24 protein-coding genes and 1 pseudogene are annotated in these 26,329 nt (G+C 73.9%); 12 read left to right on the forward strand and 13 right to left on the reverse strand.

Features of this window, described 5'->3' with window-relative positions; genetic code table 11:
- Nucleotides 1–74: 74 nt before the first annotated feature.
- Nucleotides 75–506: a hypothetical protein gene (locus tag ACF068_RS29705; RefSeq protein ID WP_392277393.1), complete on the reverse strand. Its 432-nt coding sequence runs from the start codon at nt 504–506 to the stop codon at nt 75–77.
- Between the two features lie 77 nt (nt 507–583).
- On the reverse strand, nt 584–2,197 hold the full coding sequence (locus tag ACF068_RS29710) for an alkaline phosphatase D family protein (protein WP_392277394.1): 1,614 nt from the start codon (nt 2,195–2,197) through the stop codon (nt 584–586).
- A 135-nt stretch (nt 2,198–2,332) separates the two neighbouring features.
- Between ACF068_RS29710 and ACF068_RS29715 the strand changes: the two genes are divergently transcribed.
- On the forward strand, nt 2,333–3,298 hold the full coding sequence (locus ACF068_RS29715; RefSeq protein ID WP_392277395.1) for a pirin family protein: 966 nt from the start codon (nt 2,333–2,335) through the stop codon (nt 3,296–3,298).
- A gap of 44 nt (nt 3,299–3,342) precedes the next feature.
- Nucleotides 3,343–3,723 (forward strand): CbtA family protein, encoded by a 381-nt coding sequence (locus ACF068_RS29720; protein WP_392277427.1) that lies wholly within the window; start codon nt 3,343–3,345, stop codon nt 3,721–3,723.
- A gap of 76 nt (nt 3,724–3,799) precedes the next feature.
- On the opposite strand, the gene ACF068_RS29725 is transcribed toward ACF068_RS29720, so the two are convergent.
- Nucleotides 3,800–5,137 (reverse strand): MFS transporter, encoded by a 1,338-nt coding sequence (locus tag ACF068_RS29725; RefSeq protein ID WP_392277396.1) that lies wholly within the window; start codon nt 5,135–5,137, stop codon nt 3,800–3,802.
- 132 nt (nt 5,138–5,269) lie between these two features.
- Between ACF068_RS29725 and ACF068_RS29730 the strand changes: the two genes are divergently transcribed.
- Together ACF068_RS29730 and ACF068_RS29735 are read left to right on the forward strand one after the other, a co-directional pair.
- On the forward strand, nt 5,270–5,632 hold the full coding sequence (locus ACF068_RS29730) for an ArsR/SmtB family transcription factor (RefSeq protein WP_392277397.1): 363 nt from the start codon (nt 5,270–5,272) through the stop codon (nt 5,630–5,632).
- Between the two features lie 322 nt (nt 5,633–5,954).
- Nucleotides 5,955–6,071 (forward strand): annotated as a pseudogene (locus ACF068_RS29735) (pirin family protein); the annotation flags it as partial.
- A gap of 10 nt (nt 6,072–6,081) precedes the next feature.
- Here the strand turns inward: ACF068_RS29735 and ACF068_RS29740 are convergent.
- The 3 genes from ACF068_RS29740 to ACF068_RS29750 form a co-directional block, all read right to left on the reverse strand.
- A complete protein-coding gene (locus ACF068_RS29740) occupies nt 6,082–7,995 on the reverse strand; it encodes an FAD-dependent oxidoreductase (protein WP_392277398.1) in 1,914 nt (637 codons plus the stop codon).
- Nucleotides 7,996–8,142: 147 nt separating this feature from the next.
- Entirely contained in the window at nt 8,143–10,050 is a 1,908-nt protein-coding gene (locus ACF068_RS29745; RefSeq protein ID WP_392277399.1) for an NAD-binding lipoprotein, read from the reverse strand.
- Between the two features lie 240 nt (nt 10,051–10,290).
- Nucleotides 10,291–10,788: a MarR family transcriptional regulator gene (locus tag ACF068_RS29750; protein WP_392277400.1), complete on the reverse strand. Its 498-nt coding sequence runs from the start codon at nt 10,786–10,788 to the stop codon at nt 10,291–10,293.
- Nucleotides 10,789–10,891: 103 nt separating this feature from the next.
- On the opposite strand from ACF068_RS29750, the gene ACF068_RS29755 reads away from it, so the two are divergent.
- Nucleotides 10,892–11,350 carry an HGxxPAAW family protein gene (locus ACF068_RS29755; protein ID WP_392277401.1) on the forward strand — a complete coding sequence of 153 codons (459 nt, stop codon included), beginning with the start codon at nt 10,892–10,894 and terminating at the stop codon, nt 11,348–11,350.
- Nucleotides 11,351–11,368: 18 nt separating this feature from the next.
- Here the strand turns inward: ACF068_RS29755 and ACF068_RS29760 are convergent, their stop codons facing one another.
- The 3 genes from ACF068_RS29760 to ACF068_RS29770 form a co-directional block, all read right to left on the reverse strand.
- On the reverse strand, nt 11,369–13,306 hold the full coding sequence (locus tag ACF068_RS29760) for an ABC transporter permease (RefSeq protein WP_392277402.1): 1,938 nt from the start codon (nt 13,304–13,306) through the stop codon (nt 11,369–11,371).
- 153 nt (nt 13,307–13,459) lie between these two features.
- Entirely contained in the window at nt 13,460–14,266 is an 807-nt protein-coding gene (gene modA / locus ACF068_RS29765) for a molybdate ABC transporter substrate-binding protein (protein ID WP_392277403.1), read from the reverse strand.
- Between the two features lie 88 nt (nt 14,267–14,354).
- Nucleotides 14,355–14,744: a molybdopterin-binding protein gene (locus ACF068_RS29770; protein WP_392277404.1), complete on the reverse strand. Its 390-nt coding sequence runs from the start codon at nt 14,742–14,744 to the stop codon at nt 14,355–14,357.
- A gap of 245 nt (nt 14,745–14,989) precedes the next feature.
- Here ACF068_RS29770 and ACF068_RS29775 point away from each other — a divergent pair, with 245 nt between their 5' ends.
- Nucleotides 14,990–17,155 (forward strand): SpoIIE family protein phosphatase, encoded by a 2,166-nt coding sequence (locus ACF068_RS29775; RefSeq protein WP_392277405.1) that lies wholly within the window; start codon nt 14,990–14,992, stop codon nt 17,153–17,155.
- Nucleotides 17,156–17,433: 278 nt separating this feature from the next.
- A complete protein-coding gene (locus ACF068_RS29780; RefSeq protein ID WP_392277428.1) occupies nt 17,434–19,011 on the forward strand; it encodes a TROVE domain-containing protein in 1,578 nt (525 codons plus the stop codon).
- 23 nt (nt 19,012–19,034) lie between these two features.
- Here ACF068_RS29780 and ACF068_RS29785 read toward each other — a convergent pair whose 3' ends face one another.
- Nucleotides 19,035–19,712: a DUF4230 domain-containing protein gene (locus tag ACF068_RS29785; protein WP_392277406.1), complete on the reverse strand. Its 678-nt coding sequence runs from the start codon at nt 19,710–19,712 to the stop codon at nt 19,035–19,037.
- Between the two features lie 153 nt (nt 19,713–19,865).
- Here ACF068_RS29785 and ACF068_RS29790 point away from each other — a divergent pair, with 153 nt between their 5' ends.
- A complete protein-coding gene (locus ACF068_RS29790; protein ID WP_392277407.1) occupies nt 19,866–20,102 on the forward strand; it encodes a DUF5133 domain-containing protein in 237 nt (78 codons plus the stop codon).
- 28 nt (nt 20,103–20,130) lie between these two features.
- On the opposite strand, the gene ACF068_RS29795 is transcribed toward ACF068_RS29790, so the two are convergent.
- Nucleotides 20,131–20,787, reverse strand: a complete 657-nt coding sequence (locus ACF068_RS29795; protein ID WP_392277408.1) for a pyridoxamine 5'-phosphate oxidase family protein — start codon at nt 20,785–20,787, stop codon at nt 20,131–20,133.
- A gap of 245 nt (nt 20,788–21,032) precedes the next feature.
- On the opposite strand from ACF068_RS29795, the gene ACF068_RS29800 reads away from it, so the two are divergent.
- Nucleotides 21,033–22,205: a glutamate--cysteine ligase gene (locus tag ACF068_RS29800; RefSeq protein WP_392277409.1), complete on the forward strand. Its 1,173-nt coding sequence runs from the start codon at nt 21,033–21,035 to the stop codon at nt 22,203–22,205.
- 136 nt (nt 22,206–22,341) lie between these two features.
- Nucleotides 22,342–23,028: a helix-turn-helix domain-containing protein gene (locus tag ACF068_RS29805; RefSeq protein ID WP_392277410.1), complete on the forward strand. Its 687-nt coding sequence runs from the start codon at nt 22,342–22,344 to the stop codon at nt 23,026–23,028.
- A 70-nt stretch (nt 23,029–23,098) separates the two neighbouring features.
- Here ACF068_RS29805 and ACF068_RS29810 read toward each other — a convergent pair whose 3' ends face one another.
- Complete coding sequence (locus tag ACF068_RS29810) at nt 23,099–23,515, reverse strand: VOC family protein (protein ID WP_392277411.1); 417 nt, start codon at nt 23,513–23,515, stop codon at nt 23,099–23,101.
- Nucleotides 23,516–23,681: 166 nt separating this feature from the next.
- On the opposite strand from ACF068_RS29810, the gene ACF068_RS29815 reads away from it, so the two are divergent.
- Nucleotides 23,682–24,032: a hypothetical protein gene (locus ACF068_RS29815; protein ID WP_392277412.1), complete on the forward strand. Its 351-nt coding sequence runs from the start codon at nt 23,682–23,684 to the stop codon at nt 24,030–24,032.
- Between the two features lie 25 nt (nt 24,033–24,057).
- On the opposite strand, the gene ACF068_RS29820 is transcribed toward ACF068_RS29815, so the two are convergent.
- Nucleotides 24,058–24,789, reverse strand: coding sequence for a hypothetical protein (locus ACF068_RS29820; RefSeq protein ID WP_392277413.1), 732 nt, complete (start codon nt 24,787–24,789; stop codon nt 24,058–24,060).
- Nucleotides 24,790–25,117: 328 nt separating this feature from the next.
- On the opposite strand from ACF068_RS29820, the gene ACF068_RS29825 reads away from it, so the two are divergent.
- A complete protein-coding gene (locus ACF068_RS29825; protein ID WP_392277414.1) occupies nt 25,118–26,305 on the forward strand; it encodes a spore photoproduct lyase family protein in 1,188 nt (395 codons plus the stop codon).
- The last annotated feature ends 24 nt before the right edge of the window (nt 26,306–26,329 follow it).

Genomic DNA, 26,329 nt, shown 5'->3' on the forward strand with positions numbered 1-26,329 from the left:
GGCCGGCACCGTGGGCCGCACCACGGCCGGTGGCGCGGCCGCCGCCGCGAGGGGCACCACGGCCGCCTCCGCGGTCAGCACTTCACGGACGCCTGCGAGGCGGCGACGGCCCGGTCCAGCGCCTCCAGGTGCGGCCGGATCCGCGCGGCGGCCTGGGCGCCCGTGGCCCCGCCGGGCACGTCGTCGACGGCCCGGCTGACCCGGTCGTACGCGGCCGAGACCGGCCCCGCCCGCGCCCTGCGCACGTTCCGCGCGCTCTGCGCCACCAGGTCCAGGTCGTGGGCCACGTCCTCCCGGAGGTCGCGCAACTCGTCGCGGCCCCGCGACCTGGCGCCGAGCCCGGCCATCTTCCCCGCGTCCATCCGCAACGCCCCCAGGTCCTCGCAGAACGTGTCGATCGCGGCCCTCGTCCTCTCCCTCGGCGACGGGGCTCCGGCGGAGCACCCGGCCAGGCAGAGCGGAGCCACCACCAGGACAACGGCCATCCGGCAGGTGAGGTCTCCCATGGCCCCATGCAATGCCGGGCGCGGCCGGTGTGCCCGTGGGTGGCGCCGAACGGGTGAACCGCACCTCGCCACCCGCCTCAGGCGCTGTGCAGACCGGGCGCGCCGGTACCGGTGGTGAAGGACGCGGCCGTACTGAGCGTCCCGCCCGTCCGCGAGATGGTGGAGACCGTCCTGAAGGCGATGTCGGCGGCCGTCTGGCCGAGCTTGACGACGGTGTAGCCCCGGCGCCCGTCGTAGAACTTCATGTGCGGGTTGGCCTGGGTGAGGCTGAGCCAGTTGCCGGGCTTGGCCGCGCCGTCCCGGCCGCTGGTGACGGAGGTCGTGGCGATCTCGGTGCCGACCACGCGGGACGCCGGGTTGTCGAAGTCCGCCTTGAGGTCGAACCCGTAGGCGACGTGCGCGTCGCCGGACAGGACCATCAGGTTGTCCAGCCCGGCGGCGGTCGCACCGTCCAGGAGGCGCTTGCGGGAGGCCGGGTAGCCGTCCCAGGCGTCCATGGACACCTTGTAGTCCGCCGTGTTCGTGCTGCGCCGCCGGGCGAACGTGACCTGCTGGGGGACGACGTTCCACACCACGTCGGACGCCTTCCACCCGTCCAGCAGCCAGCGCTCCTGCTCCGCGCCGGTCATGGTGCGCGCGGGATCCTGCGATTCGGGCCCCGGGGCCTGCCAGCCGTCGCCCTGGGCCTGGTTGGAGCGGTACTGGCGGGTGTCGAGGATGTCGAACTGCGCCAGGCGCCCGAACGACAGCCGCCGGTACAGCTTCATGTCGGGGCCGCTCGGCTGCTGCGGGGTGCGCAGCGGCTGGTTCTCCCAGTAGGCGCGGTACGCGGCGGCCCGGCGCAGCAGGAACTCCTCGGGGGGCACGCCGTTCTCGGGGGTCGCCCCGGCGTAGTTGTTCTCCGTCTCGTGGTCGTCCCAGGTGACGACGAACGGGTGGGCGGCGTGCGCGGCCTGGAGGTCGGCGTCGCTCTTGTAGAGGGCGTAGCGCAGCCGGTAGTCCTGGAGGGTGACGGTCTCCTGGTTGAAGTGGGCCGGGAGCTTCCGGTCGGTGTAGCCGCGGTGGCCGCCCGCCTGGTCGACCCCGTACTCGTAGATGTAGTCGCCCAGGTGCACCACCATGTCCACGTCCTCGCGGGCCACATGGCGGTACGCCGTGTAGTAGCCGTCGAAGTAGGCGGCGCACGCGACCGCGGCGAAGGTCAGGGAGGACACCCAGAAGGCGGTCGGCGACGGGGCGGTACGGGCCCGGCCCACCGGGCTGATCCAGGTGCCCGCCCGGAAGCGGTAGTAGTAGGGACGGTCCGCGTCGAGCCCCGGCACCTCGACGTGGACGCTGTGGGCGTACTCCGGGTGGGCCGTGGCGGTCCCCCGCTTGATGACGGCGTAGAACTGCTCGTCGTACGCGATCTCCCACTGCACCTCCACCCGCTGCGCCGGCAGACCGCCGTCGGCCTCGAAGGGGCTCGGCGCCAGCCGTGTCCACAGCGTGACCGAGTCCGGCAGCGGGTCGCCGGAGGCCACCCCCAGGGTGAACGGGTACGTGCTGATCTTCCGGGCGTCCAGCGCGGCCGGGGCCGCCGCACCGGCGGTGGGGAGGTGCGTGGTGAACGCCAGGGCGGCCGCGGCACCGGCCACGGTGAGGAAGCGACGGCGCCCCAGGCGCCGGGCGGCGGCGCGGAGCTCGGGCATGTGAGTGTCCATATGGCACGTCATATGCCCGCTTTATGTCGCTTGTTGCCCCGGCATACGGGTGGTGTGCCGCACCAGGGACCGGGTCTGACGAACCCTCACGCCGCTCGCCCGGTCACCGCTAAGTTGTGCGGTATGAGCAACCTTGATCGTCAGGCCGTGCCCTCCGTGTGCGGCGGCCGGGGGTTCGTCGTCGCGGAGCCGGTGCGCGAGCTCCTCGCCCCCCGGCGCGTACAGCTCGGTGAATCCACCGAGGTGCGCCGCCTGCTGCCCAACCTGGGCCGCCGCATGATCGGCGCCTGGGCCTTCGTCGACCACTACGGGCCCGACGACATCGCGGACGAGCCCGGCATGCAGGTGCCGCCCCACCCGCACATGGGCCTCCAGACCGTGAGCTGGCTCCACCAGGGCGAGGTCCTGCACCGGGACAGCACCGGAAGCCTCCAGACGGTACGCCCGCGCGAGCTGGGCCTGATGACCTCCGGCCGGGCCATCTCCCACTCCGAGGAGAGCCCCCGCCCGCACTCCCGCCACCTCCACGGCGCCCAGCTCTGGGTGGCCCTGCCCGACGCCCACCGCCACGTGGAGCCCCACTTCCAGCACCACGCCGACCTCCCGCGGGTCACCGCCCCGGGCCTGACGGCCACCGTCATCCTCGGCGAACTCGACGGCGCGCTCTCCCCGGGCACCACCTACACCCCCCTGATCGGTGCCGACCTCGCCCTGACCGGCGGCACGGAAACGAGCCTGCCGCTCGACCCGGACTTCGAGTACGCGGTCCTGTCCATGTCCGGCGAGGCCCACGTCGACGGCGTCCCGGTCCTCCCCGGCTCCATGCTCTACCTCGGCTGCGGCCGCACCTCCCTCCCCCTCCGCGCCGTGTCGGACGCGGGCCTGATGCTCCTGGGCGGCGAGCCGTTCGAAGAGGAGATCGTCATGTGGTGGAACTTCGTGGGCCGCTCCCACGAGGAGATCGAACAAGCCCGCGAGGACTGGATGACCACCACCCGCTTCGGCGAGGTCCACGGCTACGCGGGCGGCCGCCTGCCCGCCCCCGAACTTCCGCCGGTGGCGTTGAAGCCTCGGGGAAGGGTGCGCTGACCTGGGGTGATGCGTTACAGCTGGACCCGGTGCCGACTTCGCTGATGGGTCGTCAGGGCGGTGAGCGGCATGGTCTCGCTGTTCCCGGCGGAGTCGCGGCCGTAGTCGGTGAGGCGTCAGTTCGCGAGCCGTACGTTCCAGCGCCCGCCGTGGGCGGTGAGCGAGACCATCACGTGATCGTGCGGACCTTGCTGGTGCGTGGAGTGATCGCCGGCGTACTGGCCGGACGGCTCGCGTTCGGCCTCGCCTCCGTCATCGGTGAACCGCCGGTGGATGCCGCCATCGCCGTGGGGCAACTGGAACGCCGCGGTGGCGGCGAGTGCCGCCTTCGCAGCGGTCGTCGGGCTCGCCCTGGCACTGCTGCCCGCCCCGGGTGCCAAGGCAAGGGCGGTGCCGTGTCCGAAGCGGCGGCGGCGGTCCACTGATCCGGTTCCGGTCCGTCGGGGGCGCGCCCGACGGACCGGAAGCCACTGCCCGGGGGTGGCGGCGCGGGCGGCGCGGTCAATGTGCGGGAGCGTGGAGGGGGTCGGCGACGAGGTCGTGGCTGTGCCTCCAGCCGCCCGGTACGGGCACCGCATCCGTCACATGGGGATGGCCGGCATCCAGCCCGGTGTGCACATGGACGGCCCGCTCCATGTCGTGTGCGGGCCACACGCGCATCGCCACCGCCCCGGCCGCACCCGCGGTCACTCCCAGTGCGATGACGGCCGACTGGAGCCCGGCCGTCGCGCCGAGCCAGCCCGCGAGCGGATACGCCAGCAGCCAGCAGGCGTGCGACAGGGAGAACTGCGCGGCGAACAGCTCGGTGCGGTCGGCGGGCCGGGACGAGCGGCGGAGCAGCCGGCCGGCCGGGGTGAGCACCATCGAGGACGCCGCACCGAACGACGCCCAGGCCACCAGCAGTGCGGGCCAGCGCCAGTCACCTGTCCTCGCGGCGGTGAGCGCGGCGAGACCGGCGAAGACCAGAGCGATCAGCAGTGCGCCGCGCAGCATGACGGCACGGTCGGAGACCCGGTCGAGCACCCGTGGCAACACCAGGGCGACGGCCATGGAACCGGCGCCGTAAGCGCCGAGCGCCAGGGCGACGTCTCCGGCGGAGCGGCCCAGGTGATCGCGTACGTACACGACAGTGTTGACGAGGACGACCGCGCCGGCCGCCGCCACCGCCAAGTCCAGCGCCAGCAGGGCGCGCAGTCGCCGGACGGCGAAGAACAGCCGGGCGCCGGCGGTCGCCCTCGTACAGAGCCCGCCCTCACGCGGCGATACGGCGGCCTGCGGCAGCACGGCGGAGACCACCAGCGCGGCGGAACCAAGGAAACCGATCACGGTGCCGGTGAACAGCCAGTTGTACGTCATCACCGACAGCAGAGCGGCGGCGAGAGCGGGGCTGGCCAGGCTCTCCAGGTCGTAGGCGAGCCGGGACAGGGACAACGCCCGGGTGTAGTCGCGCTCATCGGGCAGCACGTCGGGGATGGCCGCCTGGAAGACGGGCATGAAGGCGGCGGATGCGGCCTGGAGGACGAGGATGAGGACGTATACCTGCCACACCTGATCGATGAACGGCAGCATGAGAGCGGCACCGGCTCTGATCAGGTCGGCGCCCACCAGCAAGGCGCGTCGGGGGAGCCGGCCGGCCACCGCGCCGACGGCCGGGGCGATCAGGACGTACGCCACCATCTTGATCGCGAGGGCGGTGCCCAGCACCGAGCCGGCGTCCGCGCCCGCGATGTCGTACGCGAGCAGCCCCAGGGCGACGGTGGTCAGCCCCGTGCCCACGAGGGCGATGGCCTGTGCCGCGAAGAGGCGGCGGTATGTGCGGTGGCGCAGTACCAGAAGCATGCGGCGGTCCCCCTTGCCACGACGGCTCGGCCGACGACCTCGATTGTAGGTTCATGTGCGCATCTGCGCACATGACGATTCGGCCACGCCCGTAGCGGCGGAAAACCGGCGATCGGGCTCTACGCTGTGTGCATGGCCGTCCGCGAATCCCTCCCAACTGCGCCCGGTGCGCATCTGCGCGCGCCGGACGGCGCCCGTCTCGCCGAGGCGACCGAGGTGTTCGCCATGCTGGCCGATCCGACGCGGCTGCATCTGCTGTGGCTCCTCGCGCAGGAGGAGGAGTCGGATGTCACCTCGCTCGCCGAGCGCTGCGCGGCATCGCGAACGGCGGTGAGCCAGCACCTGGCCAAGCTTCGCCTTGCGGGGCTCGTCGAGACGCGCCGGGAAGGGCGGCACGTGTTCTACAGCCTGCGTGACGGACATCTGCGCCGTCTCGTCCTGGAGGCCCTCAGCCACGCCGACCACCGCGTCAGCGGCGCGGCGCCGCACGACTGAGTACGCGCTGAGACCGCATCACGGCGCCGGACCATGGTGCGGCCGCGGTGCGCCGGTTGCACGGGTCGGGCCGACTGTGCTCCGGCCGCGGACACCTGGGTCACCGTGACAGGTGTATGGCGCCCGATGGGCCCTCCGGGATCGGAGGAGGCCAGGCCGGCCCTCGACGCGACGGCCCTCACCGAGATCCCGCCGCCGACCGATCCCTACGACGACACGCCCCCTGCCGCCGCTGACGGGCCACTCGCCTCCGCCCCCGGAAACTGACGCTGCTGGGACATGCCGTACCGCTGCCGGGCCCGTCTGCCGGCGGTCCATGATGGCCCGCTCCGACTGGATGACCACCACCCGATTCGGCGAGGTCCACGGCTACGCGGGCGGCCGTCCGCCCGCCCCCGGACTCGCGCCGGTGGCGCTGAAGCCTCGGGGGCGGGTGCGCCGAGCCTGGGTCAGGCGCTGCCGTGGACCTCCAGGGCGGCCCGGACGGCCGACTCCAGCGCCCCCTCGATCCAGGCGGGCTTGAGGGAGGTGTGGCAGCCGGCGAAGTGCAACGGGCCCTCGGGCGTGCCCATGTGGGGGAAGAGCTCGGTGTGCTGACCGGGCAGGAGGACGGACGCCTCTCCGTACGCGTACGGGTCGCGCTGCCAGCTCTGGGTGCGGCCCACTCCGGTGAAGAACACCTCGAGCCGCTGCCCGTACACCTCCTGCATGCCGCGCAGGGCGAGCGCGTACCGGGCCTCGTCGTCGAAGGCGTCCCAGCGCCGGGCGTCGTCCGCCCAGCTGTACGAGGCGAGGACGACGCCCCCCTCGCAGCCCGGCACGGGGTGGGAGGGGTTGAACATGAAGCGGTTCGGGTTGTCGGTCACGCACCCGCCGCCCGTGACCCGCGCCGCCTCGGGCTGATCGCGGGAGGACCACACGTGCGCCGCGTAGGTGGCGCGCTGGTTCTCGGACAGGTGACCGCGCGGCACCGAGGGGTGGGCGCCGAGCAGCCGGCCGTCCGCCGGGACGCGGCCCCGGCGGTAGGCGTCGTACAGGCCCGGTTCGACGGCGTCCAGTTCGCGCCGCCAGTCGTCCTCGCCGTACTCCCACCAGCGGCGGCTGAATTCGAGCAGCACCTTGGTGGCGCTGTCGTAGTGGGTCTCGGTGATCGCCCTGCGCTTCTCGTACGAGAGGGAGGGCGTGAACCGTACGTGCCGCAGACCGGAGAACGGGATGGTGACGACGGCCGTGTCGCCCGTGAAGCGCTCGTTGACGACCTTGCCGTCGCGGCCCTCGGAGACGGTGTCGACGCTGACGCCCGAGCGCCGGCCGCCGGTCTCGACGCGGGTCACGCGCCGGTCGAAGCGGACCTCGTCCCGCACCTGCTCCAGCAGTGCGTCCGCGAGTACGGCGGTGCCTCCGGCGAGCTCGTAGAAGGCGGTGCCGGGGCTGATGAGGGACGCGCCCATGAAACTGTGCATGAACGACAGCGGCAGCCGGGACGTCATGTTCTCCAGCGTGCCGATCAGGTCGATGGTGCGCGTGTCCAGCCGGGCGTGCTCCGTCAGGAAGCGGTACATCGACCAGTCGCCGAAGCGCCGCACCACGCGGGCCCAGCCCTCGAGGCGCTCCGGCAGCGGCTTGTCGGCCCGGGTCCCGTCGGGGCGGCGCACGCTGAACTCGTCGCGGACGGGGTCCAGGGCCCGCCGGACGATCTCCGCCGCGGGAACGTTCTCGTACGCCGCCGGAACACCGAAGGAGCGGTTGACCGCCCGGGGGTCCCTGGCGTAGTCGGCGCGACGGACGCTGATGCCGTTGACCCGGATCCAGGTGCGGTACGCGGGCTTGCCGTCCGCGCCGACGTCGACGTAGTGGAAGGGCCGCCGTTCGATCCCCAGCCGGTCGATCAGCCCGATGACCAGGGGGTGGCTGCCCGGAATGCGCATGGCACCCGCCTCGGCGTACTGCTGGGGGTCGGCGAACGCCTGGCGCGCCTTCTCGTGGCCGCCGGTGCGGAAGGTCTTGATGCGGCCACCCGCCCGGTTGCCGTTGGCCTCGATCACGGTGACGCGGTGGCCGGCCCGCTTGAGCAGGGCGGCGGCGACCATCCCGGCCGGTCCGGCACCGAGGACCAGAACGTCCTTGGCGGCCCCGCGGCCCCTGGGCAGTCCGCCGCCGAGGAGGATCCGCTCGTAGCGCGGGACCAGGGGCCGGCCCTTGTCGTCGAGGACGAGCAGCGCCCGGGCGACGGCGAGGCAGGTGTCCCGGTCCGCCGTGGAGTAGGGCGCGGCGGGGAGCGGCGCGGCAGTGGCCGGTCGCGAGGCCGCGTACGACACGGGCACGGCGGCGGCGACAGCGGCGGAGCCCGAGAGCGAAGCCATCTGACGTCTGGTCAGTCCTGAGTTGTCCATGATCGCAAGAACGGGCCCGCCGTCCTTCCGGACACCGCCCCGTTCCTCCCATCATCCGAAGGTGTGCTCCGGACCGCCGCGCCGTGTCCCGGCGGCCCCGGGTGGAGGGCGCCGGGTTCAGCCTTCCGCCACCACGATCACGCGGTCCCCGGCCGTGAACCGCACCGAATCGCGTTTGTCGGGGTTGATCCGCACGCCGTGGCGGGGGGACGTCGCGGCCTCGGCGTGCAGGCGGTAGCCGATGGCGCATTCATGACGGCGGCGGGCGGATTCGACGACGGTGGCGAAGCTGACCTCGCGGTCGGCCAGGACGTAGTCCGTGGCGGGCTTGAGGTGGATCTCACTGCCGTCGGCGGTGAACAGCTCGTCGAAGAGGGCGGCCAGGTGCCGGTTCTCCGAGATCTGCGCCATCAGCAGGCTGATCAGGCGGCCGCTGACGATGAAGTCGGCGCCCCGCCGCACGGGGGCCAGCAGCCGGTTGCGGTCGTCGGTCAGCTCGGTGATGACGGACAGTTCCCTCCCGGCGGACTCCTCGACGGCCCGCAGGTGGAGCAGGGTGACCAGCGTCCGGTCGTCCGGCTCCGTGTCCCCGTCCGAAGGGTGGCTCTCGTCCCCGATGACCATCACGCTGTCGTACACGGGCAGGTCCAGCTTGGCCAGGGTCCGCCGCTCGGTGGTGTCGCCGCCGTGGAACCCCACCACCAGACGGCGGGGCCCCTCGCCGGGGATGCCCGTCGCGCGCAGCTCCTCGGTGTCGCCCTGGGCCACGACGTCGAGGGTGGAGTCCGGCCCGGCGTACTGGTCGAGTTGCTCGATGATCAGAGGGGCGCGCCGGTTCCAGCCGAGGAGCAGCAGGCGCTCGGCAGCCGGCACGGAGGGCCGTGCGGTGACGATCGCCTCCTCGTCGACCGGTACCGGGGCGTCGACCGGTACGGCGGTGTCGTCGTCCTCGGTGATGACGACGAGCCGGTCGCCCTCGCCGATCCGGGTGCCGGGGTGCGGGTTGACGGCCATGGCGCCGTCGGCACGGACGACGCCCACCACGGAGGAGGTGGCGAAGGCGCCCACTGCCTCGCCGAACGTGCGGCCGGCCGGCGGGGGCGCCGGCACGACGTAGAACTCGTCTCCCGCGAAGTCCAGCAGTTCCTCGTAGACCAGGGACAGGCCCGGCTGGCGCGAGGTCTGCACCAGCAGCCGGGCGACGATGTCGTCGATGCTGAGGACGTGTCCGCTCGGGCCCGCCGCCAGCACGGCCGCCGGATGGTGCCGGCGGTCCCGTACGGCCGCGACCACGACGCGGTCGCCCGTGGGGGCGCCGGCGGCGTCGAGGGCGAGGAGCGTCTTCACGACGCGGGAGTCGCCGTGCCGCCCCTCCGGCGGCAGCACCAGCACGGCCTTCGCCGTTCCGGGGCTCACCCGCGCCAGGGCCGTCGGATCGGTGGGGGAACCGCTGCGGCAGACGACCCGGGTGGTCCGGGTGTCGCCGACCCGGCCGGCGATCTCGGCGTCCATGCCGACCTTGTCCTCCTCGGCCAGGACGGCGACGGCCGCCCGGCGCCGGTTGGCGTTGGCCGCCACCAGCTCGCCGACGACCGGGAAGACCTGGTCCGACCAGCCGAGCAGCACGGTGTGCCGCTCCTCCACGACGACCGACCGTCCCAGGCGTAAGGCCAGAAGGCGCTCGCCGAGGCCCGTGGTGATCAGGCTGACCAGCGCGGAGACGAACAGCAGGGCCACCAGCGCCAGGAGGACGGACATCAGCACGTACAGCGGCGGCCCGACCTCACCGCCCACCTTCAGCGTGCGGCCCACGCTCGACCACACCGCCGCCACGCGCCCGGACGCGGTCGTCGGTGCGTGGCCGTCCGCCCAGACGAGCACCACGCTCGCCGGGACGACGACCGCGAGGCACACCAGCGTGAGCCAGCCGATGAGCACCGGGGTGCCCCGGGCCATGAGGTTGTCGAACCCGTACCGGAGCCGGGACCGGGAACCGAACCAGGAACCGAACGACCGCCGTGCCATACGAGACCCCCATCAGCTTGCCGGCACAGCAGTGTGGCGGCAGGCGCGTCCGGGGCGCCGGGCGTTCGCCACGCCCTTCACCCGTAGGTGGCAGCGTGGGCCCCGTCGCGGTGAGGCGGTGAGGCGGTGCGCGGGCGCGGTGCCGCCCGGCAGTGCCCGGCCGTTATGCCCGGGCGCCGTGCCCGGCCACCATGCCCGGGCCCGGGCGCGCGGGTGCCACGACGCACCGGGGACGGCCCGTCAGCCGTTCCCGCCCTTCCCGACCTCCCGGACCTTCCGGAGCGACGCGCGCATGATGTCGGTCGCGCGGGTGAGCCAGTCGGACAGCACCGCGATCTCCTCGGGGGAGTAGTCGGCGAACAGCTCGGCGATCCGGCGGTGGTTGCCCTCGTAGACCTCGTACACCCGCGCCGCCGCGGACACGTCGGCGACGACCCGCACCCGCCGGCGGTCGCCGGGGTCGTGCCGGCGATGGGCGTAGCCGGCGCGTTCCAGCCGGTTGATGACGCCGGTGATCGCCCCGGTCGTCAGGTTGGCCCGCTGGGCCAGGTCACCGGCGCTGATCGGTTCCCCCGCACCCTCCGCCTCTAGCACGAACCCCAGGCAGGTGAGGTCGGTGACGTTCAGCCCGAGCCGCTGCGCGACGTCGTGCTGGGCGACGATGCCCAGCGCGACGAGGTGATCCATCTGGGCGTGCGCCTGCTGCGCCGTGGCAGGGGGACGTCGCTTGCCATCCACCGGAAATTTCCCTTAGTCTCTAAGTAACTTAGCTCGCGAGATAAATATCTCTCGTGGAGAGCGTATCGCCGGGGATCGGTCCGGCCGTCGGGAAGGCAAGGTCATGAGCGCACACGGAGACGTCGATCTCGGTCACACCCTGGCCGGCTGGACCGGCACCCTGATCGGCCTCGCCGGTCTCTGCGTGACGGGGTCGGCCGTCGTCGCCGTGTCGCTCCCGCTCGCCCTGACGGGCCTCGGCGTCCTCGGCGCCGCCGCCGTGGTGACCTGGGTGCTGCACCTCGCCGGGTGGGGCAAGCCGAGCGGGCCGCGCCCCGAGGGCGAGTGGCCTTGGCGGGTGCGGGACGCCGCCGCACGGCACGGCCACGCCGACTGCCTCGGGTGCCGCATGGCGGGCCGGCGCCCCGAGCGCGCCGGCATCCGCGTCCGGACGGACGGCCCGGAGCCCGCGACGACCCCGGCTCCCCAGGGCCCGGTGACCCCGGCTCCCCGGACTCCGGTGAGCCCGGCGGCCCCCATCCCGGCGTCCGCGCCCCCGGCCCCGGCTGCCGCCTCCCGCTGACGGGCGGGGGGCGTCCGGTCAGAGGGGGACGACCGTCACCTCGGTGGCCTTGACGCTGGTCCACACGGACGCCCCCTCGGCGAGGCCGAGTTCGGCGGCCGCCCGGGGGGTGATCTCGGCGACGAGGTCGGGCGCCGTCGCGGAGGTGATCAGCATCCGCAGCCGGCTGCCGCTGCCGGTGATCTCGCGTACGGTGCCGGGCCAGACGTTACGCGGGCTGCCGGCGGGCTTGTCGCGGTGGACGGCCACCGCCTCCGGCGCGACGATCGCGAGCGCCGGGGTGCCGGCGGGCGGCGGTTCGGCCGCGATCAGGGTGCCGCCGCCGGCGAGCGCGAGGCCGTCCGGGGTGGCGGTGCCGGGCCAGGCGTTGCGGCCGAGCATCCGGGCCACCCAGGGGGACCGGGGGTGGCGGGTGACCTCGGCGGGCGCGGCGTCCTGGACGGCGCGCCCTTCGTCCAGCACGAGCACGCGGTCGGCGAGGGAGACGGCCTCGACCGGGTCATGGGTGACGATGAGGCACACGCCGCCGAAACCGGAGAGGTGGGTGCGCAGGGTGTGCCGGACGTGGGCGCGAGTGGTCTGGTCGAGCGCGGCGAGCGGTTCGTCGAGGACGAGGAGCCGGGGCCGGGCGGCCAGGGCACGGGCCAGGGCGACCCGGCCGGCCTGCCCGCCGGACAACTGGCCGGGCCTGCGGTGTGCGAGGTGGCCGACCCCCAGGCGGTCGAGCCAGCCCTGGGCCTCGCGCCGGGCCTCGGCCCGCGGCACGCCCTGGGCCCGCAGCCCGTACGCGGTGTTGGCGAGTGCGCTCATGTGCGGGAAGAGCGCGCCGTCCTGGGGTACCCAGGAGACCCGCCTCCGGTGCGGGGGCAGCGCGGTGACGTCGGTGTCCCCGAGGGTGAGGTCGGCGTGGGCCCGTTGGGTGAGCCCGAGGAGGGCGCGGAGCAGGGTGGTCTTGCCGGCGCCGTTGGGTCCGACGACGGCGATCGTGGTGCCGGGGCCGGCGTCGAGGGTGAGCCGGGTGAAGCCGGTGACCCGGGCGCGCATCGACCAGCGCCCGCCGGGCGCGGCCGGCGGCGAGGCGGCGTCGGGTGCCGGCTCGGGTGCCACGGGTTCCGCGCCGGACGCCGGCGCGGCGCGGCGCACCCGGTCGGCGGGGGCGCCCGACCACCGGCCGCGCAGGGCGACCAGTACGGCCAGCGCGACGGCCACCAGCAGGAGCGAGACCGAGGTGGCGGCCTCCGGCGCGTCCTGGAGCAGCAGGTACACCTGGAGCGGCAGGGTCTGGGTGGCGCCCGGCAGGTTGCCCGCGAAGGTGATGGTGGCGCCGAACTCGCCGAGCGCGCGCGCCCACGTGAGGGCCGCCCCGGCGACGACCCCGGGAGCCACCATGGGCAGCGTGACGGTGCGGAACACCCGTACCGGTGAGGCGCCGAGGGAGGCCGCCGTCTCCTCGTAGCGGGGGCGCAGGCCGCCGAGCGCGCCCTCCAGGCTGATGACGAGGAACGGCATGGCGACGAAGGTCGCGGCGAGGACGGCGCCGGAGGTGTGGAAGGGCAGCGTGATCCCGAAGGTGCCCTCCAGCCAGGGCCCGAGCAGTCCGCGCCGGCCGAAGGCGAGGAGCAGGGCGACCCCGCCCACCGTCGGCGGCAGCACCATGGGCAGCAGCACCAGCGAGCGGACGAACGCCTTGCCGGGGAACTCCACCCGGGCGAGCAGCCAGGCCAGCGGGACCCCGAGCAGCAGCGACAGCCCGAGCGCCCAGAAGGAGACCACGAGCGACAGCTTCAGCGCCTCGACGGTGCCGGGCGAGCCGAGGTGGCCGGCGAGCCCGCCCCACCGGGTGCGGGCAAGGATGCCCACCAGAGGGAGGGCCAGGAACGCCACGGCCAGCAGCGCGGGCAGCGCCAGCGCGAGGGGTGGACGGGGGCCGGGCGTGCGTACGCCTGCTCGTTTCATGAGGGTTCCCGCATACGTGAGGCGTGAGGGGGGGAGCGTGAGGGGTGGAGCGCGTGGGGGTGGGGTGCGTGAGGGGTCGGGCGCGTGGGGGTGGGGCTGTCCGTTCCCCCCTCGGTACGGACAGCCCCCCGGCGGTCCGGCGATCCGCAGCCGTTACGGCTTCTGGAAGCCGGCGTCCTGGAGGATCTTCCGGCCTTCCGGCGAGGACAGCCAGGTCACGAACGCCGCGGCCGCCCCGGCGTTCCTGGAGCCCTTCAGGGTGGCGGCCGGGTACCGGGCCACCGCGTTCTGAGCGTCGGGGATCTCGACGGCGTCGACCTTGTCCGCGGCGCTCGCCGCGTCGGTCCGGTAGACCAGGCCCGCGTCGGCCTCGCCGAGTTCGACCTTGCTCAGTACGGCGCGCACGCTGGGTTCCTGGGAGACCGGCTTCACCGGGATCCCCTGTGCGTCGAGGATCTTCCGGCTGTACTTGCCGGCCGGGACCTCGGGCGCGGCGAGCACCACCTTCAGCCGGGTGCCGGCGAGGTCCTTGAGTTCCTCGATCTTGTGCGGGTTGCCTTCCCCGGTGGCGATGACGAGCCGGTTCGTCGCGATGACCGTCGGGGTGCCGGTGTCGGCCTTCACCTTGTCCATGCTCGTGGTGTCGGCGGTGACCAGGGCGTCGGCGGGGGAGCCCTGGGAGACCTGGGCGACCAGCTCCTGGGAGCCGGCGAACGAGAAGGTGATCTCCGTGCCGGGGTGGGCCTTCTCGTAGACGGCGCCCGCGGTCGTGAACACGTCGGTGAGGGACGCGGCGGCCAGCACGGTGAGGTGCGCCGCGGGGGCGCCGCCCGCGGAGCCGGAGGCCGTCGGCCCACCGGTGTCCTCGGTGCCGTCGGCGCCGCAGGCGGTCAGCGGGACGAGGAGGGCCGCGGCGAGGGCGGCAGCGGCGGTACGACGCCCGGTGAACGCGGGGGACATGGGGTTTGTGCTCCTTGGGACGAACGGAAGGTGCGGAGGAGCGGCCGGTCGCGCCGACGGCCGAGGTGATTCCCGGTACCGCTGAGGCTCAGGTGCGGTCGATGTGCACGCTGGTCGACTTCACGCGGGCGGTGGCCCGCATGCCGACTTCCAGTCCCAGTTCCTCCACGGCCTCGCGGGTGAGGAGGGACACCAGCCGGTGCGGTCCGGCCTGGATGGTGACCTGGGCCGCGACGTCGCCGAGCTTGATGGCCGTGACGATCCCCGGGAACGAGTTGCGCGCCGAGGTGTACGACACGTCCTCGTCGTCGCCCTGCGCGATCTCCACGGAGAACTCGGCCAGCGACTTCCCGTCGATGACCCGCCGACCGCTCTCGTCGCGGTGGGTCGCCATCCGGCCGGCGTCGGCCCAGCGCCGCGCGGTGTCGGGGCTGACGCCCAGCAGACGCGCGGCCTGTCCGATGGTGTAGGACTGCATGTGCGACACCGTAGGGCGGATCGGCTCTCATCTGCAAGAAAATCGTGGGACCCTCCATCGCGGATGAGGGGTGCTGATAGGAACGGACGACGGCGGCCCTCGCGCTCTCCTCGCCCGGTGCGGCTCTCCCGGAGGGACGACGCGGGCCCATGTCCGCGACAATGGAGACAGAGGGCCCGAGCCGCGTGCGCGGTATGCCGCCAGCGCGGGTCGGACCGCCGTGCCGGGTGCGGAAGGGGCCGGTGGTGGCGTCGGATGGGTCGGGGCATGAGCAGGCTCCCGGTTCGCTCTGGTCCGAGCCCGGGACGCTGCTGGAACACGTACGGGTGGCCGTCTTCGGCATCGACGAGGACGACCGGATCTGTTTCTGGGGACCCGGCGCGCGGGACCTCTTCGGCCACGATCCGCAAGGGGCGCTGACCCGGCCGGCCGGCATCCTCCTCGCCGAGCCGGGCCCTGCCACGACCGGCCCCGCCGCGACCGGTCCCGCCGCCGGCGCCCCGGTGTCGCTGGCGGATCGGGGCCGTGCGCACGGGTACTGGCGCGGGCGGCTGCGGGCCCGCCACCGGGACGGCACGCACTTCGACTGCGGGTTCCGGGTCTTTCCCGTGACCGGCACCGGAGGGTCGACCGTCGTCATGGCGCTCGCCAGCCGCAGCGACCAGCTCGACCGGGTGAAGACCAACCTGGCCTTCCTGGACTCCCTGTTCGAGACCTGCCCCATCGGCCTGGTCATGCTCGACGAGGACCTGCGCTACGTCCACCTCAACCAGGCGCTGGCCGACATGGACGCGATGCCCATCGAGGAGCACCTGGGCCGGCGGATCGGCGACATCATGATCACGTCCGACGACGGCGCCTACCTGCGGATGCTGCGGGAGGTCGAGCGGGAGGGCCGCCCGGTCGTCGGGGCACTGGTGGGGGTGCGCACACCGGGCCGTCCGGACCGAGACCAGGTCCGTTCGGTGAGCTTCTTCCCGCTGAGCGGGACCGCGGGCAGCCGCACCGGCCTGGGCGGGCTGCTGGTCGACGTGACCGACCGGGAGCGGGCGATCGGGGAGGCCGCCGCCGGCCGGCAGCGGCTGGCCCTGCTGAACCGCGCCGCCGCCACCATCGGCACCACCCTCGACGTGCACGTCACCGCCGGGGAGCTCGTCCGGGCCGCGGTACCCGGCTTCGCCGACGCCTCCGTCGTGGAGATCGTGGAGTGGAGGGACGAGCAGGAGGTGTTCGACCCGCGCCGCCCGCTGCGCACCCGCCGCATCGCCTCCGGAACGAGCCTCCCCCCGCCCGCCACCGAACTCGTGGGCGGACTGGAGCACGTGACCTACCCGCCAGGTTCCTCGGTCCACCACATGCTGGAGACGGGCGGCGTCGTCTCCGTACCGGTGAACGACGACTTCGTCACCCGGACCGTCATCCACCAGGACCGGGCCCGGTTGCTGCGGGACAGCGGGCTCACCTGCCTCCTCATCGCCCCGCTCGTCGCCCGGGACACGGTCCAGGGCCTCGCCATGTTCGGCCGATCGGCGGCCCGCCCCGCCTTCACCGACCAGGACCTCGGCCTGGCCGCGGAGCTCGCCTCCCGGGCCGCGCTCTGCCTGGACAACGCCCGCCTCTACAGCCGGGTCCAGCACATCGCACTCACCCTCCAGCGCGCCCTGCTGCCCAGCGCCCTGGCCGTGAACCCCTGCGCGGAGGTCGCCCACCGCTACGTACCCGGCAGCCACCTCACCGAGGTCGGCGGCGACTGGTACGACGTGATCGGCCTGCCCGGCGGCCGGATCGCCCTGGTGGTCGGGGACGTCATGGGACACGGTGTGCCGGCGGCCGCCGCGATGGGCCGACTGCGCATCACGGCCAAGGCGCTCGCCCGGCACAACCAGGAGCCGGGCGAGCTGCTCGCCGAACTGGACGCCTGCGCCCAGGAAGCCGGCATCGAGCTGGCCACCTGCCTCTACCTCCAGTACGACCCCGCCACCGGGCGCGCCCGCATCGCCAGCGCCGGGCACCCCCCGCCCCTGGTGCGCGACCCCCGGGGCACGGTCGAGACCATCGACGACGTTCTGGGTGTCCCGCTCGGGGTGGGCGGCCGGCCCTTCGCGACGACCGAGACCGAACTCCCCGACGGCGCCGTCGTCGCCCTGTACACCGACGGCCTCATCGAGGCCCGGGGCCGGGACATCGACGAGGGGCTGGAGGCGGTGCGCGCCGAACTGCGCGGTGACTGCTCCGACTTGGAGGCGACGGCGGACCGCATGCTCGCCGGGCTGCTGCCCGGCCCGCCCGACGACGACACCGTGCTCGTCCTCGCCCGCGTCCACCGCCGCCACGACACCGCCCGCGAGCCGGGCAGCGGTCGCGGCGCCGTCACCGGCTGCTCGGACCGCGCGGGAGAGGGCCCGCGTTAATTCGCTGGTGTGCCGTCCGGCGGCCCTTGTACGGTGGCGTCGCGACCCCGCGCCTGCCGATGCGCCCGGCCGCGGCTACTTCCTTCCGATGACAAAGTGACGCCGCCGCCTCTTCCGATCTCGGTGGGCGCGGGCGTCCTCGCCCCGTGCGCCGTGGCGCCCGGGGCCGTCCGTTCCTTTGGATCCGGGGGGATTCACTGCCTCGTCACACCCGACGTGTCTCCAAGATGTGGTCCGAGATGCTCGTGGCCCCGCACGTCCTGGCGTCGGCCCGCTCCATGGCCCCGCCACCACTGCCCCACCCTGCTCCCGCGGGCCCTCCCGCGCCCTTCCGCACCCTCGCGGGCGGCCCGGCCTTCGTCCGGGAGCCCCGCGAGGAGCTGTTCCTTCTCGCGGTCGGCAACTTCGTCACCCAGCGGACCTTCTACGAGAGCGGCGAGGAGCGCGACGACCGGTACGCCCGTCTCGTCGGTGACCTCGCCGTCCAGGACCCCGAGTGGACCGCCGGCCTGTTGCGCTGGCTCCGCGGTGAAGGCAACATGCGCACGGCGTCGCTGGTGGGCGCCGCCGCGTACGTGCGGGCCCGGCTCGCCGCCGGGGTGTCCGAGGGCCCGTCCAACCGGTCCGTGATCGACTCGGTGCTCCAGCGCGCCGACGAACCCGGCGAGTTGCTCGCGTACTGGATCACGGCGTACGGGCGCAATGTGCCGCAGCCCGTGAAGCGGGGCATCGCCGACGCCGTGCGCCGGCTGTACACGTCCCGGTCCCTGCTCAAGTACGACACCGCCTCCAAGGCCTTCCGCTTCGGCGACGTCCTCAACCTGGTGCATGCCTCGCCCGACCCCGGCAAGCCCTGGCAGGGCGCGCTCTTCCGGTACGCGCTGGACCGGCGCCATCACCCGGAGCGGGCGCTGCCGCCCGTCTCCGACCACATGCTGACCGCCCACCGGACGCTGATGGAGTCGCCCCCCGGCGAGCGGCGCGCGGTGGTGACCGGTCCGGGTGGTTCCGCGCGGCTCGCCGCGGCCGGCATGACGTGGGAAGCCCTGGCCGGCTGGCTGCACGGCCCGCTGGACGCCGCCGTCTGGGAGGCCGTGATCCCCACGATGGGGCCGATGGCGCTGCTGCGGAACCTGCGGAACTTCGACGAGGCCGGCGTCGCGGACGACGTCGCGGCGCGGGTGGCCGCCCGGCTCGCGGACCCCGCCGAGGTCGCGCGCGCCCGCCAGTTCCCCTTCCGCTACCTGGCGGCCCACCGGCACGCTCCGTCGCCGCGCTGGGCGGCCGCGCTGGAACAAGCCCTGGGCCACTCCCTGGCCAACGTGCCGTCCCTGCCCGGCCGGACCCTGATCCTGGTGGACCGGTCCGACTCCATGTTCTGGGACACCGTGTCGGAACGGTCCACGCTGACCCGGGCGGACGCGGCGGCCGTCTTCGGTACCGCGCTGGCCATGCGGGCCGAGGAGGCGGACCTGGTGGAGTTCGGCTGGCACAGCAAGGTGGTGCGGTTCGAGCCGGGCGAGCCGGTGCTCGGGGTGCTGGAACGGTTCCACGCCCTCGGGGGCACGTACACCGCCAACGCGGTACGGGCCCACTACCGGCGGCACGACCGCGTCCTGATCGTCACCGACGAACAGGCCGCCTCCTACGGCCCCGGGGGGCCGGCCGAATCGGTCCCGGCCACCGTCCCGGTGTACACCTGGAACCTGGCGGGCTACGAGCCCGCGCACGGGCCCCCGGGCCCCCACCGGCACACCTTCGGCGGCCTCACGGACGCCGCGTTCCGGATGGTCGGCCTCATCGAGGCGGGCCGGGAGGCCGCCTGGCCGTGGACCGCCCCCCGCCCGGGGGACTAGGACGGCGCCCGTTACACCGCACGTCAGCCGTACACGACGCGTACCGTCCGGAAACCCAGCGAGCGCAGCAGGCCCTCCAGCATGGAGGTCGTGTTCTTCTCGGCCCGCGCGACCAGTCCGCTGCTCTTGGCCGCCTCCGCGATGCGCTGGGAGGCCAGGCGGTGCACCGCGCGCTCATCGGCCGGGTTGTCGGAGAACAGGTCGCCGAGCCGGTCCAGCAGTCCGCGCTGCTTCGACACCGCGTACGACCGCTCGGGATCCAGAGCGGGCGCGCCGAGCCTGGCGTGCGGGAGGCGCAGCGTGACGGAGGTGCGCTCCTCGTTCACGACGACGCTTCCCGGACCCGTGCGGCCCAGGTCGACGTAGGCGCCCACCGTGCCGGCGCCGACGTAGAGCGTCCGGGTGCCGCGCACGGCGTCCGGGAGGTACTTGGCGTCCTTCTCCAGGTCGACGACGATCTGGAAGTCGCCCATCGCGCCCTCGTAACGGCTCATGTCCTGGATCGACTTCAGCAGCGCGGGGCCCGAGCGGTCCCGCGTCTCCTCGCCGAAGAGGTCGCCGAGACCGGGCACCAGGCTGAGGCGCCCGGCCAGCACCAACAGCGCCACCAGCGGGACCAGGACGACCAGTACCGTCAGCGGCCACCGTGCCCGGCCACGGCGGAGCACCCGCGCGCGGGGGGTCTCGTCGGAAGTCTCCACGAACCCCTGGTGCCCGGGCCCCCCATGAACACTCCCGCCCGGTCCGCCGGAAGGACGGCATCAGCCGGGACCCGGGCGCCGGCCGGGCGGGTGTGCCGGCCGGGAGGACGGGCACATGGACATGGCCATCCGTTCAGAGAGGACGCCCCTGCCATGTCCGATCCGCGTCACCTGAGAGCCGTACTCGCGCGCTTCGCCGATGTGCGGATCACGCTCCTGCGCCACGAGGACCCGGTGCTCCGGCGCGAGCTCGACGAGATCAGCCGGACCCTGTGCGCCCTGACCGGCACCCGGACCGTCGAGGACGCGCTCGCCGCCGCCGACGCCGCGCTCGCCCGGTCGGCGCGGCGGCGGCCGGAGGAGACGGCCGGAGCCCCCGCCGCCGCCTGACGCCCCGGGCCCCGCCCGGTCGCGGGGTTCAGGGCCCGTCGGAGGTGCGGGCGTGGGCGGCCTCGGCGGTCACCGCCCGCTCCACCGGCTCCCGGCCCGCCGGCACGCCGGTGAAGTAGTCGGCGTCCTTCGGCCGGGTGACCGAGGCCCGTGGACGGGGCGCCGGTTCCAGGTGCGGGATGTGCTTCGAGCAGTGGACGTACGCCTCGTCGACGGTCACGTGGACCCACAGCTCCGGCCGGCGCCCCGGCGCGGACTCCCGCGGCAGGTCCGGATGGCGCCGCCGCTGCTCCACGTCGCTGTACAGCCGGGCCGTCCCGTTGACGTGCAGTCCGATGTGGTGGTGGGTGAAGTCCATGAACAGCATCCCGAGACGGGGGTTCTCCAGGATGTTCCCGGCGCTGGCCAGGACGCCGTTGCCACGGTACTCGGGATAGGTGAGCGTGCGGTGGTCCAGGTCGACGACGAACCCCGGCGGCCCCGCGCGGAAGCTCGCGTCACAGGCGCCGTCGGCACCCGAGGTCGACAGGAAGAGCATGGACTGGCGGCGTATGAACTCCCGCATCATGGCTGTGAGGTGCGGGGTGACCTGCCGGTCGTAGAAGTCCGAGGCCCGCTCGGCGGTGCCGAGCTGCTGCTGGAGCAGGTGTTCGCCCGGCGTTCCGGAGGGGTGGTGCGTCGTCACGTGGGATCGGTTCTTCCTGTTCGGGCATGGGGGATCCACAGGGCACTGGACGGGAACGGCCGTCTGTCCCAGGGACCGTACTGTGCGACGACCCCCCTGAGCGACCTCTTCGCGCGATCGGTCCATGACAGGTGTGAGCATGCTGTGGTCCACGTGAATGTTCGAGGCGTAACGCCGGATCTTCAGGGCAACCGGGAGGTCAGAGATGCGGTGACACCGCACAATGACCCTTCGGAGGAGTCCCCGTGACGGTTCGTATCGGGGTGGAAGAGGAATTCCACGTACTCGATGTGGAGACCGGAGAGCTCGTCCCGCGTGCGGGTACGGTCCTCCACGACCTGCCGGAAAAGCGCTTCACCACGGAACTCCTCCAGTCCGCCGTGGAGACCAACAGCGACGTCCACACCACGCTCGACGGCCTGCTGGCCGACCTGAGCCGCTCGCGGAGCGACCTGCGGGACGCCGCGAGCCGGCACGGCCTGGCGGTCGCGGCCGCCGGCACGGTGCCGTTCCTCCCCGGAGGCGCGCCGCGGGTGACCGCGGACGCCCGCTACCTCCGCATGGTCGGGGAGTACGGCCGTCTGGCGCAGGAGCAGCTCATCTGCGGTCTCCACGTGCACGCCGAGGTACCGGACCGCGACACGGCCGTCCGCATGATGTGCCTCATCGCCCCCTGGATACCGGCCCTGCTGGCCCTCTCGGCGAGTTCCCCGTTCTGGGACGGCGCGGACACCGGGTACGCCAGCTGGCGCACCATGGTGTGGCAGCGCTGGCCCACCGCCGGCCCCATCGGCTGCTACCCGGACGCCGCGGCCTACGACGCGGCGGTGACGGAGCTGATCGACTCCGGCGTGGTCGGCGACCCCGGGATGATCTACTACGACCTGCGGCCCTCGGACCACCACCCCACGCTGGAACTGCGGGTCTGCGACGCCTCGCCGAGGGTCGAGACGTCCGTCCTGATCGCCGCGCTCTTCCGGGCCCTCGTCATGCGCGCGGGCACGCGACTGGCCGACGGCCCCGTGCCCCGCTGCCGCGGGCGGCACGAGTGGCTGCGCGCCGCCACCTGGCGGGCCGCGCGGTCCGGCCTGGAGGGCGATCTGATCGACCCGGTCTCCCGCCGGCCGGCCCCCGCGGCACGCGTGATCCGGACGATGCTGACGCGTCTGCGCGCCGAACTGGAGGCGTGCGGCGACTGGGAAACGGTACGGGAGCTCGCGGACAAGGCGCTCGCCGACGGAAGCGCCGCCCACCGCATCCGGCAGGTCACCGCCCGGGAGGACCTCCTGGCGGGTGTCGACGAGCTCGTCGCGCTGACCGCCGGCACCCAGCGCCACCGACGGCGCCCGCCCGCCCGCGTACTGTCCATGGTGCCGGGCGGACTGCACCGCGGACACGTGGAAGCCGTCGGCGGCTGACCGGCACCCGAAGGACCGGTATGGAGGCCGGCGCCCTGGGTACTCACCCGCCAGGCGGGCCGGCCGGCCCCCCCGGGGCCACCGACCCACCCCGTACGGCGCGCCCGGACACCGTCGAGACACGGGAGTGAGCCTCATGACCGACCGAACGCACACCGGTCCGGCGCCGTCCGGTCCGCAGGCCCGGGGCGACCTGGGCAGACGGGTCGCGGCCCGCCGCGAGGCGCTCGGCCTGTCCCCCGCGGACCTCGCCGTGCGCACCGGAGCGGCGCCCGAGTACATCCACTACCTGGAGACGCACCCCGCCACGCTCGGCACCGGCTTCCTGCTCCGCCTGGCGGACGCCCTGGAGACCAGCGCCGAGGACCTCACCGGCGGCAACACCGACATCCCGCCCGGCACCGGCCTGGCCGCCCGCCACCCCGAACTGGTGGACCTCGCCCCGCCGGAGTGCTGGGAACTGCTCGGCGGCAACGGCGTGGGACGCGTCGCCGTGACCACCGAGGACGGGCCGGCCGTCCTCCCGGTCAACTACCTGGCCCTGGACGGCCGGATCGCCTACCGCACGGCACCGGACGCCGCACCCGCGAAGGCCGCCGGACACGAGGCCGCCTTCGAGGTGGACCGCATCGACGACGCGTTCAGCCGCGGATGGAGCGTCCTGCTCGTCGGCCCGGCGCGCACGGTCACCGAACCCGCGGCCGTACGGCGGCTGGAGAGGTACAGCCGCACCACCCCGTGGGCGGGTGGTGAGCGGGACCTGTGGATCACGGTGACGCCCGGCCGGGTGACCGGGCGCCGCATCGTGGTACCGGACCGGTGACCCGCCCCCGGCCCCCCCGGCCGGGCATGACCCGCGCGGGTCCCGACCCCCCGCCCGGGGGTGCGAACCGTCAGGCGGCGACGAACACGCAGAACGGATGACCGCTGGGGTCGGCGAGCACGAACAGCGGTTCCTCGGGGTCGTCGTGGCGGTCCAGGAGGAGCGACGCCCCCAGCGCCTCCGCCCGCTCGCGGTGCCGGTGCAGGCCCGGCAGATCGGGGACGGTGAGGTCCAGGTGGAGTTGCATCGGTACGTCGTGCCGGGGCCAGGTGGTACGCGGCAGGTGCTCGACCCGCTGGAAGGCGAGCCTGTTCGCGCCCGCGCCGTCGCGGAGGACGAGCCAGTCGGGGTCGTCGGCGGATCCGTCCGCCGGGGGCTCGTCACCGGGCCGGTACACCAGCCCCAGCAACGCCCGGTAGAACTCGGCGAGTTCCCGGGGCCGGGGGGTGTCGAGCACGGTCTGCAACAGGTGCGGGTGGTCCGTCATGGGCCCTTCCTCCGGTGGGACGCGGGGCGCGGGAGTCGCGCCGCCATGCTGCTTCCCGGCCGGCCCGCCGACGAACCCGCCCCGCCCCGGTCCGCGCCGGAATGAGTACGCGCGCTGAGTACGCCGACCGATGCCGCCCCGCGAGCGCGCTGCTGGAATGACTCCCATGATCCCTGAGGCACCCCGTCGCGCGAGGCTGCGCCACGTCACCAGCACCGGAACGGCCGTCGCCGCAGCCCTGCTGCCGCTCGCGGTCGGCGTGCTGCTGGCCAGGACGACGGCGGGCGACCCGCTGGCCCCGGTGAACGCGCTGATCACCACCGGCGGCCGGCGCGCGGGCGTCTCGCCGGCGGTGTGGAAGAGGTGCGGCAGGGCCGCGCTGTCCGACGCCGGTACGCGCATCAACGGTGCCGCGCTGCGCCTCAGGGCCGGGCGGAGCCCGTCCCTCCGGCCCGGCGCCCGGCGACGGCGCGGTACGGCGCGGCGGCCCGTCCGGCCGGCAGGCCCGGAACGGTGACGGCGTCGCCGGTCTCCTCCGACGGTCAGTCCGGCGCGCCCCAGGCCGTGGTGAGCCCGTCCAGCCACGCCGGCGGCAGCTCGGCCGCGTCCCACTCCTCCCGCAGCGCCGACGGCGTCACGCTCAGGCGCTCCAGTACGGCGACACTGGTGGGGGAGTGGACGAGCGAGTAGCGGCCGTGCACGGCGATGGTGCTCCCGGGGCCGTACTCCCCGTACAGCCGCTCCAGGCGGGCCCGGTTCGCCGAGGCGAACTGCGCCAGCCGGCCCGCGTACCCGGCCCGCTGCCGGGAGTTCATCGTGCCGAGCACGGCGGTCAGCACCTGCTCGGTGACCTCGGGGTCGAGGTCGGACTCGGTGGTGAAGGACAGGTACAGCGGCGTGATCGCCACCTTCGCCCGCTCCACCTGGGTCTTCCGGACGGGAGAACGGATGCCCAGGTCCCGGTCGGCCGGGTCGGAGGCGACGGCGTGCCGCAGGACCCGCTCGGCGAGCCCGGCGAGTTCCTCGGTGAGCGCCCGCGTGCCGTCGAGCCACCCGGACTCGTAGAGCTCGCCCTTCCCGCCCGGCGCGTTCTCCGCCAGGGCACCGATCTCCTCGTGGGCGAGGGCCAGGGCGCCGGCCTCGACGAGCCCGATCAGCTCCTCGGCGTCACCGGAGTAGACCCCCGCCCTGGCGAGGAGCTGGACGAGCGTCCTCTTCGCGTTGCCGACGCTGACCGTGTCCAACTGCTGCCGTCCCTCTTCGGCGGCGTTCATGGGATCCCTCCTCAGGGCATGGGCCGTGCGGTGCGCGTACGCGGGGCGCCGTCCGAGCGGTCCCCGCTCGACGGGCGTGCTGACATCCTGTGCGGGTATGGCGTGCGTACGTCCCCACTCCTCCGGTCGGCCGGACCACCAGGTTACGTGGCCGCGATCTTCGCGGGGGTACGGTCCGCCCCGGTGGCGCGCGCGGTACCGCCCCCGGTGAACCGCCACGGTACGGAACGTACGCCACCGGGTCGTCACCGCGGCGGCGCGGCGGCCTCCGGCGCGGCGGCCTCCCGTCTCGTACCGTGGAGGGGACACCACAGACACCGGAGCAGGCATGCCCACCCCCCGGCCGTTCGGCCCCGCGGACGATGACCCCGACGCACTGTTCGGCCTCGACGAGGTGCTGCCCGGGCCGCCCGGCGGGATCCCGGCCGGCGGACAGGCCTTCCGGGACTCGCCGGAGGGGCGCCGCATGCTGGCGGTCCGGGAGATCCACGCCGAACCGGGAGCGGCGGCGTCCCCCCGCGGCAGGCAGATCATCGCCGCCTTCCCCGACGCCGAGGTCGTCCCCGTGGACTCCCACTGGCGCATCCCCGAGCTGCACGGCAACAGGGGCAACGCGGAGCGCTGGGTCAGGATCAAGCGCACCGTACTGGTCCTGGGCGAGAAGAAGACCCTCACCGTACGGCCCAACGGACGGTCCGCCGACTGGATCGCCCCCGGGGCCGCCAACGGCTGCGCCATGGCGTGCGCGTACTGCTACGTGCCCCGGCGCAAGGGGTACGCCAACCCCATCACCGTCTTCACCAACATCGACCGCATCATCGCGCGGCTGCGGCGCCACATCACCGGGCAGGGCCCCAAGACGGAACCGAACCAGTGCGACCCGGCCGCCTGGGTCTACGACATCGGTGAGAACAACGACTGCTCGGTCGACGCCCTGATCAGCGACAACACCGCCGACCTGGTGCACGCCTTCACCCGCTGGCCCACCGCCAAGGCCTCCTTCGCCACCAAGTTCGTCAACCCCGACCTGCTGCGGCTGGACCCCCGGGGCAGGACGCGGATCCGGTTCTCCGTCATGCCCCCCGAGGACTCCGGACTGCTGGACATCCGCACCAGCCCCGTCGAGCGGCGGATCGCCGCGGCCGGGGACTTCCTGGAGGCGGGCTACGAGGTGCACTTCAACCTGTCCCCCGTCGTCATCCGGCCCGGCTGGGAAGGGGCCTGGGCGGCACTGCTCCGGCACATGGACGACGTGCTGCCCCGCGCGGTGAAGGATCAGGCGGCCGCCGAGGTCATCATGCTGACGCACAACCGGGACCTCCACGACGTCAACATGGAGTGGCACCCGCGGGCCGAGGACGCCATCTGGCGCCCCGACATCCAGCAGGCCAAACGCTCCGAGAACGGCAGCGTGAACGTGCGCTACCGCAACGCCCCCAAGGCGGCGGCGGTGGAGACCGTACGCCGGCTGGTCGCGGACCACGCCCCGTGGCTGACGGTCCGCTACGCCTTCTGACCGCCCAGGGACGCCCCGCCACCG

Source organism: Streptomyces sp. NPDC016309, assembly GCF_043077235.1.
In the GTDB taxonomy this organism is placed as follows: Bacteria; Actinomycetota; Actinomycetes; order Streptomycetales; family Streptomycetaceae; genus Streptomyces.

Coding starts and splice junctions, on each gene's coding strand:
- ACF068_RS29740 (WP_392277398.1), bottom strand. CDS start 7,995: ATGGCTTCGCTCTCGGGCTCCGCCGCTGTCGCCGCCGCCGTGCCCGTG.
- ACF068_RS29715 (WP_392277395.1), top strand. CDS start 2,333: ATGAGCAACCTTGATCGTCAGGCCGTGCCCTCCGTGTGCGGCGGCCGG.
- modA (WP_392277403.1), bottom strand. CDS start 14,266: ATGTCCCCCGCGTTCACCGGGCGTCGTACCGCCGCTGCCGCCCTCGCC.
- ACF068_RS29710 (WP_392277394.1), bottom strand. CDS start 2,197: ATGCCCGAGCTCCGCGCCGCCGCCCGGCGCCTGGGGCGCCGTCGCTTC.
- ACF068_RS29815 (WP_392277412.1), top strand. CDS start 23,682: ATGATCCCTGAGGCACCCCGTCGCGCGAGGCTGCGCCACGTCACCAGC.
- ACF068_RS29760 (WP_392277402.1), bottom strand. CDS start 13,306: ATGAAACGAGCAGGCGTACGCACGCCCGGCCCCCGTCCACCCCTCGCG.
- ACF068_RS29825 (WP_392277414.1), top strand. CDS start 25,118: ATGCCCACCCCCCGGCCGTTCGGCCCCGCGGACGATGACCCCGACGCA.
- ACF068_RS29730 (WP_392277397.1), top strand. CDS start 5,270: ATGGCCGTCCGCGAATCCCTCCCAACTGCGCCCGGTGCGCATCTGCGC.
- ACF068_RS29745 (WP_392277399.1), bottom strand. CDS start 10,050: ATGGCACGGCGGTCGTTCGGTTCCTGGTTCGGTTCCCGGTCCCGGCTC.
- ACF068_RS29705 (WP_392277393.1), bottom strand. CDS start 506: ATGGGAGACCTCACCTGCCGGATGGCCGTTGTCCTGGTGGTGGCTCCG.
- ACF068_RS29820 (WP_392277413.1), bottom strand. CDS start 24,789: ATGAACGCCGCCGAAGAGGGACGGCAGCAGTTGGACACGGTCAGCGTC.
- ACF068_RS29725 (WP_392277396.1), bottom strand. CDS start 5,137: ATGCTTCTGGTACTGCGCCACCGCACATACCGCCGCCTCTTCGCGGCA.
- ACF068_RS29755 (WP_392277401.1), top strand. CDS start 10,892: ATGAGCGCACACGGAGACGTCGATCTCGGTCACACCCTGGCCGGCTGG.
- ACF068_RS29810 (WP_392277411.1), bottom strand. CDS start 23,515: ATGACGGACCACCCGCACCTGTTGCAGACCGTGCTCGACACCCCCCGG.
- ACF068_RS29805 (WP_392277410.1), top strand. CDS start 22,342: ATGACCGACCGAACGCACACCGGTCCGGCGCCGTCCGGTCCGCAGGCC.
- ACF068_RS29780 (WP_392277428.1), top strand. CDS start 17,434: ATGGCCCCGCCACCACTGCCCCACCCTGCTCCCGCGGGCCCTCCCGCG.
- ACF068_RS29720 (WP_392277427.1), top strand. CDS start 3,343: ATGGGTCGTCAGGGCGGTGAGCGGCATGGTCTCGCTGTTCCCGGCGGA.
- ACF068_RS29790 (WP_392277407.1), top strand. CDS start 19,866: ATGTCCGATCCGCGTCACCTGAGAGCCGTACTCGCGCGCTTCGCCGAT.
- ACF068_RS29770 (WP_392277404.1), bottom strand. CDS start 14,744: ATGCAGTCCTACACCATCGGACAGGCCGCGCGTCTGCTGGGCGTCAGC.